This is a genomic window from Dyadobacter jiangsuensis, from assembly GCF_003014695.1.
In the GTDB taxonomy this organism is placed as follows: Bacteria; Bacteroidota; Bacteroidia; order Cytophagales; family Spirosomataceae; genus Dyadobacter; species Dyadobacter jiangsuensis.
In genome coordinates this window covers 89,287-110,253 of record NZ_PYAS01000015.1, presented here as the reverse complement: position 1 = coordinate 110,253, position 20,967 = coordinate 89,287, and the positions used below count along the sequence as shown (strand labels likewise).

The window sequence follows — 20,967 nt, the reverse complement described above, 5'->3', positions numbered from 1 at the left end:
GGGAAAGATAAGGAAAAGTGTTTTTTTTCTTCACAATAAGTAAATATAGGTAGACCTCACACGGCATAGTTTTTTGACAAATTGGAAATGAAAAGCTAAATATAGTTTTATGACACAGCAGCTTACCGTTACCCGAAAAATTACCATCGAAGCACCTGTGGCGAAGGTGTGGGAAGTGTTGATCGCCCCGAAATATATCCGGCAATGGGATGATCTGCCGAATGACTTCGAAGATTACTACCTCGAATACGGTAAGGTCATTGATTGGTCGGGTATGACGCGGCTAACTGTCACCGGGTACGAGCCAAACAAGCTGCTCGTTTTTTCACTCTACGTATCGAAATGGGAGCAGTCGCCTTCGCATTACGACATCGGCTACCGTTACCGGCTGACAGAAGAAGGGGACGGAACGCTCCTGGAACTGGAAATAGGTGATTTCTCGGTGTTACCGGACGGCAAGGATTATTACGTTTCCTCGGAGGAGTTTGCGGAGACAGCGCTGGAAAAAATCAAAAATTTGTCGGAAAACCGGGTTTAACAGCGGGCACGATTATCTTTGTAATAACCGCTTTGAACCTATGGAACCCAATACCAAATTATACTACGATACCAACGAAGTTGCGGAAATGGTAGGTTGTGAGCCTTCCGCCTTACGTTTCTGGGAAAAGAAATTCCCGCAACTCAACCCCAAACGGGATTCGCGCAACCGCAGGCGCTACACCGAGCGCGACATCGAGATTATCCGCAAGATCATGCACCAGCGCGACAAGCAGGGGCGTACGATCAAGGGTACGCGCGAACAACTCCGCCGCAAGGAAGAAGCCCAGCTGCTGATCCAGCGCCTCATGCGGGTAAGGAAGTTTTTGACGGATATTAACGAAGTGCTGTAAGGGCGCTGCGCGCCTGACCGTAGACGCTGCGCGTCGACCGCCGACCGCCGATGCGGCAATAGAATCATGGTCTGTGATCCGTGGTCTATTCAAAAATGTAATCGGCCGTCGGCTGTCGGTCGTCAAAATCAACCGCAACAAACACCACACAAAATGCAATACCTTCTCTCCATTTTGCTCGCATTCACGTGCGCTTCGCACGCATTCGCGCAGCGGTTTCAGACCGCCCCGATTCGTAAACACATTGAATACCTTGCTTCCGACGACCTCGAAGGGCGTGGTACGGCTAGCCTGGGAGAAGTGCGGGCGGCCAATTACATTGCTGCGGCTTTCCGGGAAATCGGGTTGAAGCCTGCGGGGACGAAAGGGTATTTTCAGCCGTTCGAAGTTTCATTTGCGATCGATGGCGAGGCCCACGATCTGACAGGTCGGAATGTGGTGGGCTTTCTGGATAACGGTGCTGCCAAAACCATTGTAATCGGTGCGCATTACGACCATTTGGGTAAGGGTTTTCAGGGTAGCTCACTTTCGCCCGACAGTAAGAACAAAATCCATAACGGGGCCGACGATAATGCTTCCGGCACAGCCGGTGTGCTGGAATTGGCGCGGTACTTCGCCGGGAACAATGTGAAAGAGAAACATAACTACCTCTTTATTACATTCTCAGGAGAGGAATTGGGGCTGCTGGGTTCCAAGCATTATGTCGAAAAACCGACACTTCCGCTGAATGCCATCTCGGCCATGATCAATATGGATATGATTGGCCGGCTCGATGCGCAGAAGGGCATTATCGTGTCGGGTTGGGGTACGAGCAAGGTTTGGGGCAAGCTCATTCCCGACCTGGCCAAGCGTCAGAACCTGAAATATACCGTCGATTCCTCAGGGGTAGGGGCATCGGATCATACTTCGTTCTATTTGAAAAACATCCCGGTGGTACAGTTCTTCACCGGCGGCCATGGCGATTACCACAAAGTATCCGACGATCCCGACAAGATCAATTACCAAGGCGAAGCCAGCATACTCACATTGATTTCGGAATTGCTGGAAGGCCTGGATCAAGAAGCCACCGAGCCGGAATTCCTTACGGCAGGTAACGCGCATTCCGGAAACACAACGAGCAATTTCAAGGTGACACTCGGCGTCATGCCGGATTACAGCTACACCGGCAAAGGGTTGAAGATCGACGGCGTTTCCAAAGCACGCCCGGCCGAAAAGGCGGGAATACTGGCCGGAGATATCATCACCAAACTGGGCGGCGAGCCGATCGGCACCATTTATGATTACATGGAAATCCTCGGGAAACACGAAAAAGGGCAAACCGTGGAGGCGGAACTGCTGCGTGGAGCGGAGAAGAAGGTGGTTAAGGTGACGTTTTGAGTGACGTTGTCATTTGTGGTCATGTGTGCTCATGTATTGTCATGCTATTGTCAAGTGTTGTCATGCTATTGTCAAGTGTGGTCATGTATTGTCAAGTGTGGTCAATTTTGATTAGAGCTAACTTGTGACCATTCCTGACCACTTCCTGACCATTCCTGACCACACCTGACCACTTCTGGCTGTTTCTGACCGCTCCCGACTACATCAGTGCCCCCCGCTTACCCAGCTCAATCGCTTCCATCTGGCTGATCAGCCCTTCGTGCAGGTTGAAGCGGAGTAGTGTGCGGAATTTGTGAAATCCTTCACGTCCCGCGGCTCCGGGGTTGATGTACAGCATATTATTTAAAGATTTGTCGCGGATCACCCGGAGAATGTGGGAATGGCCGCAGACAAAGATATCCGGCGTATTCGACTTCAATGTCGGCATTACCTGCGGGTTATAGCGCGGAGGTGCCCCGCCGATGTGCGTGATCCATACGCGGAAGCCTTCCACTTCAAAATGGAGGTTCTCGTGGGTGAGCGCGCGCACCTGAGGGGTATCGATATTCCCAAAAACAATACGGGTAGGCTTAAACGCCTGTAACTGGCTCACGATCTCCGTCGAGCCTATATCGCCTGCATGCCATATTTCGTCACAATTGGCAAAATGATCGAAAACGCGTTCATCCAGGTAGCCGTGTGTGTCTGATATTACTCCGATACTTTTCATTTCAACACTAAAACAATAACAACTAGAGGGCAAATATGGTCAATGAAATCCAGCTGGGAATAATTTAACAAAAAATTTATCGAATTAAAGTAACTTATATATACCAAAAAGAGTACTTTCACAGTTGTTATTCTTAATAAAAGTTAAATATTTCTCAATTCGATATAAAATCAGGTTTTAACTATATTTTTAGTTGTAAACTTGATTTGCATTCTCTATAATTGCAAAAATGTAGTGCCCCAGTTACAAACCTCTACTCACATAACCACCAAAAACTAGCCTTGAAAAAAATCCTACTTCTGTTATGGTTATGCCTTCCCATGCTCGCTGCGCACGCGCAGACCGGAGGGCGATTTACGTTAAAAGGAACCGTCACCGACACCTCCGGGACGATACTACCCGAAGCGACGATCATGTTGCTGCTCCCCAAAGACTCCTCGCTCGTCAATTTCGGAAGAACTGCCAAAGACGGGTCTTTCGAAATGAAGAATCTCAAACGTGCGACTTACATTTTTAAAGTATCCTACGTGGGTTATGTACCTTATCAGGAGATTATAGATCCTAAAAATCAGGATGTTGTGGATATTGGTAAGGCCAAAATGAAGGTCCTGCAAAAAGAATTGTACGAGGTGGTAATCAAAACCGCCAGGGCGCCGCTGAGCATACGGGGCGATACGGTCGAATTTGACGCGAAAGCATTTAAAGTACCACCAGGCTCCTCAGTGGAGGACCTTCTGCGCAAGCTCCCCGGCGTGCAGGTAGATGGCGACGGTAACATCCGCGCACAGGGTGAAGAGATCAAACGTGTAACGGTAGACGGTAAGCGCTTTTTTGGCGACGATCCGAAGATGGCCACCAAAAACCTTCCGGCTGAGGCCATTAACAAAGTGCAGGTTTTTAATGGCAAGACAGAGCAGGCCAAAGCGACAGGCGTTGACGACGGCAAGCGCGAGAAAACCATGAACCTCGAATTGAAAGACAGCCATAAAAAGGGCGGCTTCGGTAAAGCCGTGGCGGGTGTCGGAACGGATTCTCGGCTCGAAGGCAAGGTGAGTTACAACCGTTTCGATGAAAAGCAGCAGTTTGCGGTGCTTGGATTTGGAAACAATACCAACCAGTCGGGTATTGCACGAAATGACTACCAGGATTTTAAAGGCAGTCAGTCGTTCAACTGGGGCGATGACGGCGATTTCGGTTTCAGCAGCGGCCGTTACTATGGTGGCGACGACATTACGATCCAGCCCAACTGGGGCGGACAAGGCTCCGAAGGTTTTACCAAAAACTGGGCGGGCGGTGCTAACTACAACTTCGATACCAAGAAGACCAAGTTGAGTACCAGCTATTTTTATAATTCGACGCGTGCGGTTACGGATGTGCAGACAAGCTCGGAGAACTTCCTGACAAATGATTCCTATATCACCGCAGGTAAAAACAAAACGCTCGGTTTTACCGGCAATCATCGCCCTGCGTTCCGGTTCGAGCACAATATCGACTCGCTCAACACGCTGATTCTGATCAGCAACTCGCGGATCAATAGCGGCGATAACGACTATTCGAGTGAAACGCAGTCGTATCGCAACGAGGGTATGCTTACGAACCGGTCGGATGTGAAGAACCTGAGCGATTATAACTCGTTTGCCATGGCCAATTTGCTGCTCTACCGTCATAAGTTCAAGAAAAAGGGACGGAACTTCGCGGCGAGCGTGGGTTATAATATCAATAATTCGGATGAAGATCGCCGTCAGAACTCGGTGAACCTGTTCTTGCAGGATTCTACGAAGAACAGCGTCATCAACCAGTTACAGCAAACCGAGAGCACGCGCGGGAATTTCAAAGGCAGCTTGTCGTATGTCGAGCCTTTTGCCAAGAAGTTTTTCTGGGAGACGTTCTACAATTACAGCATGCGGAAGGACAAAGTCGACCGGGATGTTTTTGATGTAGAGGGTATTGAGGATAAGGTGAACCCGTTCCTGACGCGTTATTACACCAATGACTTTACCTTTAACCGACTCGGAACCAGCGTACGCTATTCGCACAAGGGACTGAACCTGGCACTAGGGATCGCGGGCGTGCAATTTGACCTGAAAGGCAAGTTTGCACTCGACGAGTCGCAGCAGAATCTGACCCGTGTGGACCGGACATTCAAAAAGCTGGTACCGAACGTTTCATTGAATTACAGCCTGAAAAACAACAAGTATCTCTATGCGGAGTACGGCCTCAACGTGCGGGAGCCGTCTATTACCGACCTGCAACCAATTGTGGACAATAGCAACCCGCTTTATATTGTGGAGGGTAACCCGGACCTGATCCCGCAGACGACCCACAACGCATACGCAGGTTTCAATATGTTCAACCCGGCGAGCTTCACCAACTTGTATATCAATGCATATTACAATTACAATGAAGACCAGATCGTGTACAACCGCACGATCAGCGCCGACCTCGTGACGACTACCAAACCGATGAACATCAGCGGAGGGAACAATTACGGTACCTACATCGGGTTCGGGTTCCCGTTAAAGAAAACGAAGGCGACATTTGGTGTGAATACAGGTATTAATTTCAGTAATAACCTGACTTATATTAACAATATCAAAAACGAGACGAATACAGATGGCTACAACTTTGGTGCACGCCTGGATCTGACGCCGAGCGATGTGTTTACACTTTATACCAATGCCAACTGGAATATCAGTGAGACAAAGTATTCGATCAACACGAATCAGAACCAGAAGATTTTTAATGCGAATTACAATGCGGACATGAATATCAAGATGCCGAAAGAGATTTACTTCAACGGCCGCCTCAATTACCGGACTTATAAAAACGACCAGTTCGGTTTCAACCAGCAGGTGCCTATTCTGACGCTTTCGGTTTACAAATTGATCTTGAAAAACAAAAAAGGCGAAATCCGTCTTACTGCGAACGACGTGTTCAAAAGAAACCTGGGTATCAGCCAGAATACCAGTCAGAACTATTATTCCGAGCGTCGTGTGACAACATTGTCGCGGTATTTCATGCTGAGCTTTACCTATAACATGCGCGGTATGACGGCTTCCGTAAAACGCAGTGGATTCTATTAATCAGTTATAAACCAAGTCATGAGAACAATCAGAATATGGATATTCATGATGGCGATTGCATCCGCGCCATTATTTGCACAAAGCCTGGAAGGGGAAATCACCTATGAAAGGGTGTATTACTGGACAAAGATCAACTCCCGCCTGAGCTTCCTCAGCAATGAAGAAAAAGACCGGATGAAGCAGACCTGGGGCAAAAACGACGAGTACAAGCAAAAAATGACCCTGTATTTCAACGAGAAGCAGAGTTTTTATGGTTATCCCAAGGTGATTGAGAATGAGCACGGCTGGTCGTGGTCCGAGGCGGATTACAAGATTTATCGGAATTTCGAGAAAGAGACCAGGACGGACATTATTGGTATGCTGGGTAAGACCTACGTGATAGAGGATTCGCTGAAAGCGCCGAGCTGGAAAGTGATGAACAAGATCAAAGAGGTGGCAGGGCGTATGTGTATGATGGCCGTTACGGAGGATACGATCAAAAACCAGAAGATCACGGCATGGTTCGCCAATGACCTGCCGGTTTCGGGCGGGCCGGAAATGTACACCGGCTTACCGGGGATGATTCTTGAACTGGATATCAATGACGGCGACATTGTGATCAGCGCCATCGATATCAAAATGAAACCGGTTGCCGCAGAGGATATTAATCTTCCGAAAAAAATAAAAGGGCGCAAAATTAACAATAAGCAATACGAGGATATTGTGTCCGTACACATTCGTGACAGCATTAAGGCGCGCAGAAATCCGTTCTGGTCGATGCCTTATTAGGTAAAATACTATATTACATTGCGAAAAAGGGAAAGTGTCGGTACGACATTGTTCCCTTTTTTTGTACTTTCGCGTTTTGAAAGCACCCCGAGCGGCGACTTTTAGTGTTTGTGGCTCGATTATTGATAGCGATCAGTGTAGTTACCAAATGTTTTACTTAACAGTGTTTATCTATTTTTAACAACCCTAGACGATTATGAAACAAACGCTTTTAGCCGTTGCTATGCTCTTTGTACTGGGCTCATGTGCCAGCAAGAAAAAATTGCTTTCCGCACAGAAGCAAGCCAATGAGATCCAAATCCAACTGGACAAAGCAAGAGCCGACCTGAATGATTGTGATAGCAGAACTGCTAGCTTGAATAATGATTTGAAGGCAAAAAATGACGAACTGACCAGCAAAAACGCGAAGATGAAGGAGCTGGAAGAACAGGTTGAATTCCTTAAAAAGAACAACAACAACCTTCTTGATCGTATGTCGGACCTTTCGGTAATCTCGAAAGAAGGTTCGGAAAGCATCAAGAAGTCACTCGCGATGATGGACCAGCAAGGTGCCCAGATCCGCGACCTGAACAAAAGCATCCAGCACAAAGATTCTTTGAATATGGCGCTGGTACTGAACCTGAAACGTTCATTGGCTGATGTTAGCGATGAAGACGTTCAGATCGAAGTTAAAAAAGGCGTGGTTTACGTTTCTCTTTCCGACAAGATGCTTTTCCGTTCGGGAAGCTCGGTTATCAACTCAGCAGCTGATAACGTGTTAGGCAAAGTGGCGAAAATCCTGAATGACTACAAAGAAATCGAAATCCTGATCGAAGGTCACACGGATAATGTACCTATCGCAACTGATAAAGTAGCTGATAACTGGGATCTTTCAGTATTGCGCGCAACGGCTGTTGCACGTACGCTGCAAAAGAAATACGGTGTTGAGCCGGTTCGTATGATCGCCGGTGGCCGTGGAGAATATCTCCCCAAAGTGGCTAACGATTCAGCGCCTAACCGCAGCCTGAACCGTCGTACGGAAATCATCATTACGCCGAAATTGGATCAGTTCTTCAACCTTTACACACCAAACGCTGGTAAATAAGGTAAACTGATAAATTTTTCAGATGAGGGTCCGTCGGTAACAAGACGGGCCCTTTTTCTTTTTATTGCAGGAACAATTTTCATAATACACATCCCTATGACAGGAACTGTACCTACCAGAGCAACCATCGAGGCCGCGCACGCGCTCGTCAAACCCTACATTCATCACACGCCTGTTTTCACGTCGCAATTCCTGAATGAGCTGTCGGGTGCAGAATTGTATTTCAAATGTGAAAACCTGCAAAAGATCGGCGCGTTCAAGGCGAGGGGCGGGCTGAATGCGGTGCTGTCATTATCGGCGGAACAGCTGGCAAACGGCGTCATTACGCATTCGTCGGGCAATCACGCGCAGGCGATCGCGTTCTCGGCGCAGAAGGTGGGAGCAAAGTGCTACATCGTCATGCCCGACAATTCGCCGAAAGTAAAGATAGCCGCCGTGGAAGGTTATGGAGCCACCATTACTTTTTGTAAAAACACCCCGGAAGACCGGCAAGGAACGGTGGACGAGATCGTCGCCCGCACGGGAGCCACTTTTATACACCCATTCAACAACTACGAGGTGATTACCGGACAGGCAACCGCTGCGAAGGAGCTGATCGAGGACTTAACCGTGACCCTGGATGCGATTATCGCACCGGTAGGTGGTGGGGGCCTGCTGAGTGGGACTGCGCTATCGGCCAAATACTTTTCCCCGCACACGCAGGTGTACGCGGGCGAGCCCGAGGGTGCCGCGGACGCCGTGCTGTCTTTCAGAAGCGATAAGATCGAAAAGGCGCCCTATGTGAACACCATTGCGGACGGTCTGCTCACGTACCTGGGCGACAAAACTTTCCCGATCATCAAGGCAGAGGTAACCGATATTTTTACGGTTTCCGACGAGGAGATCATTCAGGCAATGCGCTATTTGTGGGAGCGGATGAAGATTGTCGTGGAGCCCTCGGGGGCGGTATCCACTGCCGCCGTTTTGAAAAACAAGGCTGTTTTTGAAGGAAAAAAGGTGGGTATTATTATTTCCGGAGGCAATGTCGACCTGGGAAGGCTGCCGTTTTGAAATGGTTTGAAATGAATAAATTATTGCCCCGATATGCGTATCCCGGGGCAGTGCCGTTATAGTAGGAAATTTAGGATGCGTGTTTATATTTGAAAATTGTTTACTCTTAAAATTGAAGTATGAAAAAGCTGATTTTTTGCTGTCTGGTACTACTAATGGGCGCTTGTAAGGACGACAAGAAGGACCCTGAGCCGGAAACGGATTATGCAACAAGCTTTGTAGGAGTTTATGAAACCACCACCGTAGAGGGAGGGATCACCAGCAATTATAAATGGGACATCACCACCGAAGCGAAAAACAAGTTGAACATTAAATACACTAAAGCAACAAAGGTCACGATATCGGGTACTACCATTAACCTCACACAGGAATATCCACTGGTAGAAGTGAAAACCACTGCGCAGGATAACTTCGAGGTGAATGAGAAAGTAAATGTGACTCAAAACACAGGAGAGGCCCTGAGCGTTCGGTTGAGCGGCCTCGGCAGCCGGATCGTGAATGGGAGCGGGGTGTCGCAGATCAACATTACCCTGAAATCATCGGAGGCGAGCAGCGGTGCGCCGAACGAGGAAGTATACCTGGAATTCAAAAAGAAATAGCGGCATTGACGATGCAGCAAAAAGGCGGATGAGATCACTTATCCGCCTTTATTTTTTGAGAGGCATTTCGATTTGGTATTATAAGGATACTTCTTTGAAGTGCAATTGAAACTTGTCGAACAGGACAATCACGGGGAACGTAATGCCTACGACGAGGCAGGTGACGACAAAGGCCATTAGCCAGATCATGAAGAGGGTCAATTTTGCTACAACGATCATACCGTAAACGATTTTTTAGAAGAGATCGCTTTGTTCGGGCAATGGTTGCAAGGCTTTGCGGCTATTTTTCAAGCGGTAGATTACCGCCCGCAAATGCCGGTGAAGTCGCAAAATTGGCAGGTTGTCAGATCGTCGGTTTTGCGGAAAGGTATGTCCGGATCGAGCATTACGTTGAGGATATCCGTTAATATAACCTCCGATTTTTCGATGAATTCCTGCGGCGCCAGTTGCTCGGTGATTTCCAGCGGATTGGCAATGAGGTTTTTCGGATCACGGAACGAGTAAAAACCCGATTTGACGGCATATTCGCCAAAATTATAAGTGGTACCCCGCAGTTTCAGCCCGTTTTCTTCCTTCATCCGGCGGTACATCAGGTACTCGTAAATCCAGAGCTGGCGCACGTAACCCATTTTGCGGTCGGGATCGACGCGGATCACTTCTTCGCGGCCTACCGGGTCGGCGAGTTTTTGCTTGCCGGTTAGTTCCACGCTGCCGGTTTTGTAGTCCATCACGTACAATGTACCGCCTTCCGCAAGCTCAATGCGGTCGATCTTCCCGCCCACGCGCACGGGCGTGTACGCGCCTTGCAGCACGAGCTGGATGCGTGTGTGCAGCGGTTGCTCGGCCGCGAGGATTTTCCTCCTGGGCTTTTGCGCCATATGATGGCGGAGGAACGTCAAAATCTGCTGCTCACCGATCTGATAGTAAATGCGGTTGAGGCCCAGGTCGGTTACGTAGCCTTTGAAAAGCCGGTCGAACTCCTCACGTAGCACAGTCGCGATCTGCTCTTCCGACGGGTCGTTATCGAGCAGGAAAAACTCATGGTCGAGGCGTTCCAGCGACGCATGCAGCCAGGTACCGATCTTGTCCATGCCCAATTCTTCCTCCACTTCCTCTTTTTCCTTTACACCCGCAATATGTTTGAGGTAAAACTGCATGGAGCAGCGGATAAACTCATTGAGGTGCGTCGGGTAAATGCCCTTGCCGTCGAGGTAGGCGCGGATGGCGGCTATCAGCGCGTCGTCCTTATGCACAACTTCTTCCAGCTCCTGCTGTTGCTGCGTTTCGAATACGACGGTTTTGTTCTCAATGCGGATCTTTGGATTGTACTCTGCCAATTCATATTCGATTTGCCTCACAAACCGGCTTTTTTCGCCTCCGCCCGGCGCGTCGTTGGTGCTCGTGTATAGAATATGTACTTCCGAAGCGCGTTGCAGCAACCGGTAGAAATGGTAAGACATCACCGCCTCCTGATGCTGGTGCGTCGGTAGCCCCACGGCTTGCGCCGCGTCGAAGGGGATCAGGGAGTTTTGCCGCTTCGCCTGCGGAATAGTGCCTTCGTTGACGGACAATATAATGATCCGTTCGAAATCCAGCGCGCGGGTTTCGAGCATCCCCATGATTTGCAGGTTGCTGATTGGCTCGCCGCTGAACGGAATGCGCGTTTGCCGGATCAGCTCAAACATGAACGATTTCAGTGTTCGCAGCGTAATCAGCTCCGCCCGTTCTTCGATCGTCTGCTCGAATTGTTTGAGTAATGTGTAAAAAAGATAGAGGTACTCGGTTTCCAGCGCATTCTTGTAATCCTTGTAAACTTCCCGCAAGAGCTCGATCAGCTGGTAAAACGAGCGGATGACCTGCTGTGCATTGTTTTTCTGCCAATGCGTGAAGAGGATTTGAAACAATGGATGATTGTCGCCCAGCGCGACCAGTTCTTCGGAGCTCAGGAAAACCTGATTGCTTTCGGTAATCTCGCGGAGCGTTCGCTGGATGATGGTCTGCCCGTCTTCGAGCGGTGTGAGCGCTACGTGCTCGTAATGCCGTATGAATGGGTGGTTGAGGATTTTGTCAATGGATTTGTGCCCGAATTTCGGGATACGGATCATTTTACCGCTCTTGGTCCGGAACTCCACCACATTTTGCTGTAATTCAAAAATGCCGTCGACCAATGTGTAAAGCAGTGAATTTCGCATCGAAAGCCCCATGGTCACGTTCAGGTCACGTACCTCCTGATCCAGCGAATACAGCATCGGGAGAAGCAGGTTTTCGTCGGCTAGGACAATGGCGGTCGGGATGGGCTCCTCGTCCGAATCAAAACGCTTCATTTGCTGGTAGAGCTCGCCCGCGACTTTCGTTTGCAGGGTTGCATTAGGCACGCCGTAAATGGTAATGTGCTTTTCAGTGGAAAGCAGGTCGTCACCCGTCCAGTTCCATTCGCCGAATTCCTTGCTACGCTGGTACTCGCGGAGGCTTTTGCCGGCCTCTACCACGGTATTCTCCGACATATAATAGCGGTCCGAATCCCATAGTACCTCAGCCTTTTTAGCTTTGATCAAAGCGGTGACGATCGTCCGCTCCGAGGTAGTAAATGCATTGAAACCCGCAAAATAGATTCGTTCGCCTTCCGGGCGTGCTTCCGCGAGGCTGCCGATATCCTCGGCCAGCTCGCGGTAGGCCATTCCCCGGTAGGCCTTTCCTTTGGCGATCAGCCGCTGCCTGAACGACCGGTATACTTTATTGATATTCTCAAAAAGAGAGAAATACTGTTTGGAACCGCCTTCTCCTTGCAGCGACTTGCCTTCCGGAAGGCTTTCCTGCCAGCGAGCGAGCGCGTGTGCCTCCGAGAGGTATTCAAACAGAAAATCCGTTTTGACGAGGTACTGGTCGATTTTGTCGAGATCGCTCAGCAAAACCGATGCCCAGCCCATAAAGCGGTCGAACTGTACATCCGGGTCTATTTCCCGGAAAGTTTCGTACAAATCGAAGAGCAGGTGCACCGGATCTTCGATTTCCAGGCTGCAAATGCTTTCCACGAAGTCGTCGATCGCCATAATGCCTGGGCTCATCATTGCTTCGCTAGTCTCGCTCGCCAGCTCCTGCATAAGAAAAAATGCGGCCCGGCGTGTCGGTACCACTATTTGCACGTGATCGAGCGAAGTATGATTGGCCAGGATCCGTTTGGCGACGAGGTTCAGGAATGATGGCATCGGGAATGCGGATGAAAATGTCAGTGAATGCGGTCACCGCGGGGTGACAGCGATTGCATGATCTCGGCTTCGGCGTGCAGGAGTTCTTTCCAGCGTGCCCTTACTTTCTCGGCCGGGACGTAAGTTTCGGCCAGTTCGAGAAACGTGCGGTAATGCCCGGCTTCGGAAATCATCAGCTCGCGGTAGAACTTTTGCAGCGATTCGTCTTCCAGGTTTTCCGAAAGCAGTTTGAAGCGTTCGCAGCTTCGTGCCTCGATCAGCCCGCAGATCAGCAGGCGGTCGAGGAACATTTTATTGGCGTCGCCCTTGGTAATGAGCTGCATGAGCTGGTTCACGTACTCGTCTTTACGTTGCCGGCCAAGCGGGATATTTCTTTTCTTCAATTCCTTCAAAACCCTCTGAAAATGCCCCCACTCCTCGGCGACGATGGGTGTCAGCGTTTCGACCATCAAGGCTTTGTCGGGATAATGCACGATGAGCGAAATGCAGCTCGAAGCAGCTTTTTGCTCACAATAGGCGTGGTCTATCAAAACATCGCCGATCTGCATGGAGGCAATGTCCGTCCAGCGGGGATCGGTCGGAAGTTCCAGTCCGAGTGTTGTGAGTGATGTAGCCATATTGGTCAAAAGTTTGTTCAGCTAGTCGAACATCGGCCAATTGATCCCGAATGAAAATGACCTTGCAAGACCCAGGTAATTGGGCGTCACGTAATACCCTTTCGGGAAAAGGCCGAAGTTGCCGCCCTGGTTAAGATAAGACATTTTAAAGAATAACCTTACCCGTTTGATCCGCACATTGGCAAAACCGTCCACGACGACATTCTGGGCGAGTGTTGTACTGTCTTGTAAATGAAACTGTTGTGTAACCGGCATATAAGCATCTGCCAGGTAGGACGAGCGGTAACGCGCCGCGAGGCCGAGCTGGATGAAAAGCACTTTGGCATACACAAAATCAAAAGTGACCTCGCCGCTCGCAAAAGCTGTGGGAATGCGCATCACGTCCTTATTGTCGTTCAGGGTGAGGTAACCCATCGTCGTGAAATTCCAGCGGTTCAAATGGATGCCGGAATTAAAACCGACGCGGAGCAATCTGAAACCGGCATTGAGCTGCCGGGGTACAGCCGCCGTATCATAATAAATGTAGTCGTTGATCTGGTGGATCTGTATTTCGGGTACGAACTCGATCTTCTTGGTTTTCAGCACCAGCGAGGCGAATATTGTCTGGACCTTGGTAGGGTCAAAATTGTTACGCCAGTCGAAATGGTTATTCAGATAACGTTGTACGAGCAGGTCGGGGGCCGTCTGGATACTCTGGAACCCGGCTTTTCCCCAGCGGGTATTCAGTTCGCCTTTCAAACGGTATTCCACGTTTTTGGCCAGGTTCAGATCGGCCTCAGCGGTAAGGTACTGAACAGAATCTTTCAGGTAATAGCCCAGCCAGGCGCCGATGATATTGTCGAATTTAAGCCCGGTTCGGTAAGTCGCGTAGGGATCGCCGGTTTCGTTTTTCGACTGCGCTCCGCCGCGCATTCCGTAAAAACGCTGCCGCACGTAGGCGCGGTAGTTGAAACCTTCGTAGAAACCCTTAATCCCGACCTTATTATCGAGCAACTTATAGTATATATCTTGGCGGGTTTGCTCGGTACTGAATTTAGGGTCCGGGTAAATTCCTTTCTCGAGCCCGCGTGCCAGTTGGAGATCAGTATAGTGGTCGATGGTACTCTGGAAATCGGCTTGCTGGAAGACCTGGAACCCGTTCAGCAGGCGATACTGCTGGTAAACGTGAAAAACATGGCGCCGTTCCCAGGAGTTGGCATTGTCGCTGATTCTGGCGGCACCATCATAAGAATATTTATCGACAACACCGGCCTCGTCCACATTCGATATCACACCGCCCTGTTCGGCAACCTTCATATTCAAATGCCGGTAATGCGCGAGGATGAGGTATTTTTTGTTTTTGGAAAAGAAACTGGTATGCGCCAGAAAAGTCCAGTTCTTGCCAAGCAATGCCGCAGACGAAATGGAATTGGCGAAGCCGTATATTTTGTTGGAAGTCAGTCGTGTAGCGCGTATGCCGAAGTTAAACCGCGAATGCACGTTCTGGGTGTAGGCGAAGGTGCCGAGCGAGGTCTTTTTGGGACCCGACATGAAATCCAGCTCGGTATGCTGCGATTTGGTATCCACATAAGCCACGTCTTCCTGCTTGATCGCATAGGCGTCGTACACGCGCAAGCCGAGCTGCGTGCCAATATCCTCACGAGGCTGGAAAAACAAGCTGCGTGTGGCCGTAACGTTATTGCCGAGGTCGACCAGCTTTCCCCAGGCTTTGTCCATCGGCATCCACCGGTGGAAGTTGGTCAAGCCTGTATCCACGCGGTACCGAACCGAATCGCGGTTGTTGAGAATGTCGTGCTCGTAAAAATGCAGGGTCGAATGCGGTCCGTAGACGTTCTTGGTACTATCGTCGAGAATGGATTGTCCTCCGCCTCCGCGCGAACCGCCCCCTCCGCCGCCGCTCGGCATCCGGATATTGCCCGGAAGCTTCACCTGGCCGCTGGCTGTCGGGATGGTTAGGATGAAGCTGCATAAAACACACAGGAAGCTATATAAAACAATTCTCATAGAGGGAAACTCGTTCTGCCGTTTTTAAAACCGGTCGGTGGTCTGTGACTTGACCCATTGTGCGAAAGCCTGTTCGTCGTCCCCGAAATCAACGGACACCGGAACGTACGCAAAGCGTGCTGCGCAGCCTTTTGCGACAACCAACGGTTTTAATTTGACCATATCCTTTTCAGTCGTGACCACAAAAGTATCGTTTTTTAGGTTCTTAATCAGGTCTTCGACGTCACTTGGCGTGTAATTGTGATGATCCGGAAAAACCTTTTGATCTGTAACGCTGAACCGGGTGGTCAAATATGCGGCGAATGGCTGCGGATTTGCGATTCCGGCCGCCATTTTAACATTCTTTAACTCAACAGTCCCGCCTTCGTACGACAGCGGGACATCGTAGCGGGTAGTAGCAAAGAAAACCGGCACGCCCGGACGGGTGTAACGGCGGATATTTTCAATGATATTTTCTTTTTCCGCGCCCGGGAGCTTTGCCGGGCATTTGGTGACGACCACAGCATCTGCGCGCCGCGCGCCGCGCCGCCGTTCGCGCAATCTACCAGCAGGAAAGGGGTGATCCTCGTAAAAGGGCCTGTTGTAGTCGTTCAGCAGGATATTAAGATCGCGCTGAATGGCACGGTGCTGGAATGCGTCATCGAGCAGCAGCAGTTTTACGTCCGGGTGCTTTTCATGGATTTTCCGGGCGCCCTCTACGCGCTTTTCACAAACCACCACAATTGCCTCCCGGTTGAATTTAGAATAAAATTGAAAGGGCTCGTCGCCGATTGTAGCCGCTGACGCATTGCTATCGGCTTCGATAAAGCCACGGGTGTCGCGCCCGTAACCGCGGCTGAGTATCGCTAGTGGTATTTGCTTGGATAGCAGTCGGGTAAGGTATTCAATAACGGGTGTTTTGCCGGTTCCGCCGACAGTAAGATTGCCTACTACGATGACTTTTTGTAGTACTTTTTCGGAATGCAGAATGCCCTTGTCGAACAGAAAGTTACGTATATCTGTGACGGCGCCGTAGATCCACGAGAGGGGCAGCAATGCATTTTTTATCCAGGGCAGCTCTTTCATCCTGGTGCATAATTACGTAAATTTTGTCTAATATTGTGCCCCTTTTAAAATCTGACACCGCAAAATCATGCCGTTAAAAATTGTGTATAAGCCACATACGCTTCATTTTCGCAAGGAAGCGGGCACCTCTCGCGGGGTACTTACACAAAAAACATCCTGGATCGTCATCGTTACCGACTCTGAAAAACCCGGGGTGGCCGGTTATGGCGAATGCGGACCGTTACCCGGCCTGAGCGTCGACGATATTCCGGATTTCGAGGCGCAGCTTGCCGATGTATGCGGCATTTTCAACGAGCTCGACCTGGATGTATTTCCGTTCAACCTGGGCATTATCCTCGAACAACTGATTCCCGACAACCTGCCTTCCATTCGTGCGGGCATTGAAATGGCTTTGCTGGATATAATGAACGGCGGGCAGCGGATGCTGTTCAAGAATGGTTTTTCGGGGAATGGCGAGGGGATTCTGATGAACGGGCTGATCTGGATGGGTTCTTACGAAAACATGCTCGCGCAGGTGGAGGAGAAACTGTCGCAAGGTTTCACTACGCTCAAAATGAAAGTGGGAGCGATCGATTTCGAGCAGGAATGCCGCATTCTCGAAGCCATTCGCGCACGATTCGACAAAAACACGATTACCCTGCGCGTCGATGCGAACGGAGCATTTACTGCGGACAATGTGAAGGAACGACTCGAAAGACTAAGCGCGTTCGATCTGCATTCGATCGAACAACCTGTGAAGGCAGGCCAGCACGAGCTCATGGCGGAACTCTGCGCGTCGTCGCCCGTACCAGTAGCTCTGGATGAAGAGCTGATCGGCATTCCCAACTACCGCGACAAGTTTGCATTGCTGAAAAAGCTCGCGCCGCCTTTTATTATCCTTAAACCAACACTGCTCGGCGGTTTTACAGCCACGAGCGAATGGATCGAAATCGCAAACCGGCTGCATATCGGCTGGTGGATTACTTCCGCATTGGAATCCAATATTGGTCTCAATGCCATTGCGCAATACACGGCCTCGTTCAACAACCCGCTACCGCAGGGATTGGGTACCGGCCAGCTTTACACCAACAACTTCGAATCTCCGTTGACCGTCGAAAACGGCAATTTGTACTACCGGAAAGAGGTAGCCTGGGAATTACCAGGCCACGCCCTTGCGGAGCCAGTGTAAGGTTTCCGCTTCCGCAGTTCCCGGCTCCGGTATGAAATTGTATTCCCAGTTGGCCTGAGGCGGCAAACTCATCAAGATCGATTCGGTGCGTCCATTGGTTTCCAGTCCGAACTTCGTACCACGGTCCCACACCAGGTTGAACTCCACATAGCGTCCGCGGCGGAGGTACTGCCATTGTTTTTGTGCTTCTGTAAATGGCTTATCCGCATATTTCTGCATTAATGCGGTGTAGATAGGGGCGAAGTTTTCGCCTACCTCCTTCACAAACTCGAAAAGCTGTGTTTTGGACAGTCCCTGGCCGTTTCCCGGCTCATCGGGTTTGAGGTAATCGAAGAAAATACCTCCTACGCCCCGCGTTTCATTGCGGTGCTGAATGAAGAAGTAGTCGTCCGCCCAGGTTTTGAATTTGGGGTAAAAATCAGGGTGATGCTTATCGCAGGCGGCTTTCAAAGTCTGGTGAAACACGCGTGCGTCTTCCTCTACCACATAATGCGGCGTGAGGTCGATGCCGCCACCGAACCAGCAAGTGCCATTGTCGAGCTCGAAATAGCGCACGTTCATGTGTATGATGGGTACGTGCGGGTTGCGCGGGTGCATCACGATGGATACGCCCGTGGCCGTGAACTGCGGGCTCGCATCTTCGGCCAGGTTCATCTGCGCGCGCAGCCTGGGATGCACCTCGCCTTTCACACTCGAAAAATTAACACCTCCCTTTTCGATCACCGCACCATTCTGAATCAGGCGGGTACGACCGCCGCCACCGGAATGGTGCTGCCAGAGGTCTTCGTGAAATTGGGCGCCGCCATCGGTCGTAGCAATGGCTGCGCAAATGCGGTCCTGTAAATCTTTGAAAAACGATTCTATATCTTCTACTTTCATGGTAGGTAGTCAATGCTGCGAGCGGCAAAAGTACGATAATTAGTGCTGTCCGGACATAAAAAAAGCAGGGCAACCCGCCCTGCTTTTAGAATTCAATATACATCTATCTAGTCATCAATGCGGAGGAAAGTGCCTGCGAGGTTGAATACCAGCTCCTTGTTGTTTGACAGGCGCACTTCCTGATCGGTGCGGTCTTTTTCCCAATCGGTAACAAAAGCATCGGGATAATGCTGCTTCACGTATTCAAGTATTTTTAAAGGAATTACCGTGTCGGGCAGCTTTTCCGTGCGGCGGCTTTCGATGCTGTAACAATCCCCTTTTTTATCAAATTCGAGTTTGACCTGATTATCCAGGATCACGTCATAGGAAGTTTCGAGATCGTCGCGGTCGCGTACCACTTGTGTGATGCGTGCGTTCGGGAAATGAGCTTCGATGTAATCCTGTGCATTGACCGGCAGCTTGGTTTCGTCCACCACTTTTTCGTTATCGCAGGCCGTCGCCACAAAGAGCAGGAAGGCCATGAAGAGAGCCAGTTTTTTCATCATTGTTGTCAGTTAAGTTGCGTGTTCGTTTTGTTTCTGACAACCGTGTGGAATGGTACCCCTATGCAGAAGTGTTATTTTTTCATATCTGTTTTGGCCTTTGGCGGTTCGAACCATGTTATTCTGACCAGTACAATGCGATCCCGCATACGACGGTCGAATGTTTTGTCAAATTCATCATTGGTGGTCAATTCCAGTTGATATTTATAGCCTTTGCCTTTTAATCCACGGCCTATCAGCTTGTGCAGGGTGTATTCGGCAATATCTGTGTTTTTGTATTTGTCAAGTTCGGTATTAGGAACGTGCTTTTCATTTAGCCAGATGCCGAATATGTGGGGCTTTTTCCAGTTTTCGAACATCTCGGGCGTCGGCGCTTTTTTGACAGGAATATCATTCTCAGAAAGTGAAATGCCGGCTTTACGGACGGCGAGTTGCTGTTCTTCACTCATTCGGGAATAGATGGCAAATTCCTCTTTCAGTATTTTGGTGTCCATCTCAGTCACAGGACCCCGGCGGCCCTTTTTGTCGGTGACGTAACGGGTATGCTTTTCCATGACTGCATAGAAGGTGTCTAGTTCCTCTTTCGAAACCCCATCGGCGGAGGGTGTTTTCGCTTTTGTTGCATTGTTCGAAGGAATCGTTTTTTGCGGATTTTTTTGCGAATAGGTCTTTTCCGCCAGCACAAATGCCAGACCCGGCAGCAGCAATACAACCAATGCCTTTTTTACAAACTGAATGCGGAGATTAATGTTCGTCGTCATCATGGCTAATCGTTTTTTGGTGACAGGATAATTAAAGGAACTTGCAAGAACAGTCGTGCGCTGAGCAAGAAGGGAATCGAGCAGCATGAGTTGATATTCTTTCACGCCGGTTGGCCCGGCCAGGACAGCGGCGTCGGCCAGGTACTCGTGGTTCAGCCGGATGGCGCGGCGGTAGAGCAGCAACAGCGGGTTGAACCACCATAATGCAATCAACAATTCCGTAAAGAGGATATCCAGCGAATGCATTTGCCTCGCGTGGGCGAGCTCGTGCGTGAGGATCTCTTTGGGGATGGCTTGCTCGTCAAATGCTTTTTGTGGTATGAAAATGAAATGGAAAAAGCTGTAAACGGGAGTGTTGCCTGGCATCAGTACCAATTTTGCAGTTTGAAAAGGTATGGTTCGTCGCTGCCTGGGCCGGACTATGGCGATAACCTGAAAGCCCATTCGCAGGAGTAATGCGGCGGCGATCAGTCCGTAGGCCAGCCAGGGCAGGTAATCGGGGTAGCTATCTCTCGCGGTAACTTCCATTGGAATGGAATTGTCAACGGAAGCAATGCCCGCCACATTTGAAACAACCGGGCCGGCGGTGAACACTTCATTCGCAGGTGCGGAAGGTATTTCAATCGTCGCCAATGGCGCGAGAAGCGAGAAAACCATCGCTCCCAGCAGAAAAAAGCGGTTGAACCGCAGCATTTTCTCGCGTTCCAGCAAGAAATGATATACCGCGAGCAATAGCCCGGAACAAACGATGGATTTGATGAGATAGCTAACCATTTTGCTTGCGTTTGATTTCTTCGTCGATAATGTTCCGTAATTCTTCGAGCTCGTCGGTGGTCATGCTCGTATCGCGGGCGAAAAACGAGCCGAACTGTGCTACCGAGTCGTTGAAGAAGTTTTTGATGATGCCATTTACGTGCTTCGAGAAATAATCCTTCTTCTCCACCAGCGGATAGTACTCGCGGGAGTTGCCATAAAGCGTGTAGGCTACAAAACCCTTGTCCTGCATTCTTTTAAGCAGCGTCGCCACGGTCGTGGTGGCCGGTTTCGGATCAGGAAAGCATTCGATCAATTCTTTCATAAAGACCTTTTCTTTCTGCCATAGGTACTCCATGAGTTGTTCTTCGGCTTTGGTGAGTGACATGATAAGCGTGCTTTGTTCTACAAG

Annotated in this window: 19 protein-coding genes; 9 read left to right on the top strand and 10 right to left on the bottom strand. The window is 49.8% G+C overall.

The window, feature by feature from the left end; all coding sequences use genetic code 11:
• Positions 1 to 109 precede the first annotated feature (109 nt).
• From CLV60_RS26665 to CLV60_RS26655, 3 genes are all read left to right on the top strand, one after another.
• Positions 110 to 538, top strand: a complete 429-nt coding sequence (locus CLV60_RS26665) for an SRPBCC family protein (protein WP_106598452.1) — start codon at positions 110 to 112, stop codon at positions 536 to 538.
• A gap of 40 nt (positions 539 to 578) precedes the next feature.
• The gene (locus CLV60_RS26660) at positions 579 to 890 is read left to right on the top strand and encodes a MerR family transcriptional regulator (protein ID WP_106598451.1); all 312 of its coding nucleotides are present in this window, start codon (positions 579 to 581) and stop codon (positions 888 to 890) included.
• A 153-nt stretch (positions 891 to 1,043) separates the two neighbouring features.
• Positions 1,044 to 2,267: a M20/M25/M40 family metallo-hydrolase gene (locus tag CLV60_RS26655; RefSeq protein WP_106598450.1), complete on the top strand. Its 1,224-nt coding sequence runs from the start codon at positions 1,044 to 1,046 to the stop codon at positions 2,265 to 2,267.
• 199 nt (positions 2,268 to 2,466) lie between these two features.
• On the opposite strand, the gene CLV60_RS26650 is transcribed toward CLV60_RS26655, so the two are convergent.
• Positions 2,467 to 2,976 carry a metallophosphoesterase family protein gene (locus CLV60_RS26650; RefSeq protein ID WP_106598449.1) on the bottom strand — a complete coding sequence of 170 codons (510 nt, stop codon included), beginning with the start codon at positions 2,974 to 2,976 and terminating at the stop codon, positions 2,467 to 2,469.
• Positions 2,977 to 3,257: 281 nt separating this feature from the next.
• On the opposite strand from CLV60_RS26650, the gene CLV60_RS26645 reads away from it, so the two are divergent.
• From CLV60_RS26645 to CLV60_RS26625, 5 genes are all read left to right on the top strand, one after another.
• Complete coding sequence (locus CLV60_RS26645) at positions 3,258 to 6,059, top strand: TonB-dependent receptor domain-containing protein (protein WP_310589403.1); 2,802 nt, start codon at positions 3,258 to 3,260, stop codon at positions 6,057 to 6,059.
• An 18-nt stretch (positions 6,060 to 6,077) separates the two neighbouring features.
• Positions 6,078 to 6,827 (top strand): GLPGLI family protein, encoded by a 750-nt coding sequence (locus CLV60_RS26640; RefSeq protein WP_229211143.1) that lies wholly within the window; start codon positions 6,078 to 6,080, stop codon positions 6,825 to 6,827.
• Between the two features lie 196 nt (positions 6,828 to 7,023).
• A complete protein-coding gene (locus tag CLV60_RS26635; RefSeq protein WP_106598446.1) occupies positions 7,024 to 7,911 on the top strand; it encodes an OmpA family protein in 888 nt (295 codons plus the stop codon).
• A gap of 96 nt (positions 7,912 to 8,007) precedes the next feature.
• Positions 8,008 to 8,961, top strand: coding sequence for a threonine ammonia-lyase (locus CLV60_RS26630; protein WP_106598445.1), 954 nt, complete (start codon positions 8,008 to 8,010; stop codon positions 8,959 to 8,961).
• A gap of 119 nt (positions 8,962 to 9,080) precedes the next feature.
• Positions 9,081 to 9,560, top strand: coding sequence for a hypothetical protein (locus CLV60_RS26625; protein ID WP_229211142.1), 480 nt, complete (start codon positions 9,081 to 9,083; stop codon positions 9,558 to 9,560).
• Positions 9,561 to 9,638: 78 nt separating this feature from the next.
• On the opposite strand, the gene CLV60_RS34330 is transcribed toward CLV60_RS26625, so the two are convergent.
• The 5 genes from CLV60_RS34330 to lpxK all read right to left on the bottom strand — a co-directional run bounded on the left by CLV60_RS34330 (position 9,639) and on the right by lpxK (position 16,452).
• Complete coding sequence (locus CLV60_RS34330) at positions 9,639 to 9,779, bottom strand: hypothetical protein (protein ID WP_170118870.1); 141 nt, start codon at positions 9,777 to 9,779, stop codon at positions 9,639 to 9,641.
• Positions 9,780 to 9,859: 80 nt separating this feature from the next.
• Complete coding sequence (locus CLV60_RS26620) at positions 9,860 to 12,766, bottom strand: PD-(D/E)XK nuclease family protein (protein WP_106598443.1); 2,907 nt, start codon at positions 12,764 to 12,766, stop codon at positions 9,860 to 9,862.
• 20 nt (positions 12,767 to 12,786) lie between these two features.
• Positions 12,787 to 13,383: a MiaE family protein gene (locus CLV60_RS26615; protein WP_106598442.1), complete on the bottom strand. Its 597-nt coding sequence runs from the start codon at positions 13,381 to 13,383 to the stop codon at positions 12,787 to 12,789.
• Between the two features lie 21 nt (positions 13,384 to 13,404).
• Entirely contained in the window at positions 13,405 to 15,387 is a 1,983-nt protein-coding gene (locus CLV60_RS26610; RefSeq protein WP_106598441.1) for a putative porin, read from the bottom strand.
• Positions 15,388 to 15,411: 24 nt separating this feature from the next.
• Positions 15,412 to 16,452 carry a tetraacyldisaccharide 4'-kinase gene (gene lpxK / locus CLV60_RS26605; RefSeq protein ID WP_106598440.1) on the bottom strand — a complete coding sequence of 347 codons (1,041 nt, stop codon included), beginning with the start codon at positions 16,450 to 16,452 and terminating at the stop codon, positions 15,412 to 15,414.
• Positions 16,453 to 16,519: 67 nt separating this feature from the next.
• Here lpxK and CLV60_RS26600 point away from each other — a divergent pair, with 67 nt between their 5' ends.
• Entirely contained in the window at positions 16,520 to 17,620 is a 1,101-nt protein-coding gene (locus tag CLV60_RS26600; protein WP_106598439.1) for an o-succinylbenzoate synthase, read from the top strand.
• On the opposite strand, the gene hemF is transcribed toward CLV60_RS26600, so the two are convergent.
• The 4 genes from hemF to CLV60_RS26580 form a co-directional block, all read right to left on the bottom strand.
• On the bottom strand, positions 17,588 to 18,499 hold the full coding sequence (hemF, locus tag CLV60_RS26595; RefSeq protein WP_106598438.1) for an oxygen-dependent coproporphyrinogen oxidase: 912 nt from the start codon (positions 18,497 to 18,499) through the stop codon (positions 17,588 to 17,590). The two genes, CLV60_RS26600 and hemF, sit on opposite strands and share 33 nt — an antisense overlap.
• A 107-nt stretch (positions 18,500 to 18,606) precedes the next feature.
• Positions 18,607 to 19,044: a PepSY-like domain-containing protein gene (locus CLV60_RS26590; protein ID WP_229211141.1), complete on the bottom strand. Its 438-nt coding sequence runs from the start codon at positions 19,042 to 19,044 to the stop codon at positions 18,607 to 18,609.
• A 71-nt stretch (positions 19,045 to 19,115) separates the two neighbouring features.
• Positions 19,116 to 20,576, bottom strand: a complete 1,461-nt coding sequence (locus CLV60_RS26585; RefSeq protein ID WP_106598437.1) for a M56 family metallopeptidase — start codon at positions 20,574 to 20,576, stop codon at positions 19,116 to 19,118.
• Positions 20,569 to 20,943, bottom strand: coding sequence for a BlaI/MecI/CopY family transcriptional regulator (locus tag CLV60_RS26580; RefSeq protein ID WP_106598436.1), 375 nt, complete (start codon positions 20,941 to 20,943; stop codon positions 20,569 to 20,571). Before CLV60_RS26580 ends, CLV60_RS26585 begins: the two co-directional genes overlap by 8 nt.
• Positions 20,944 to 20,967: the final 24 nt, after the last annotated feature.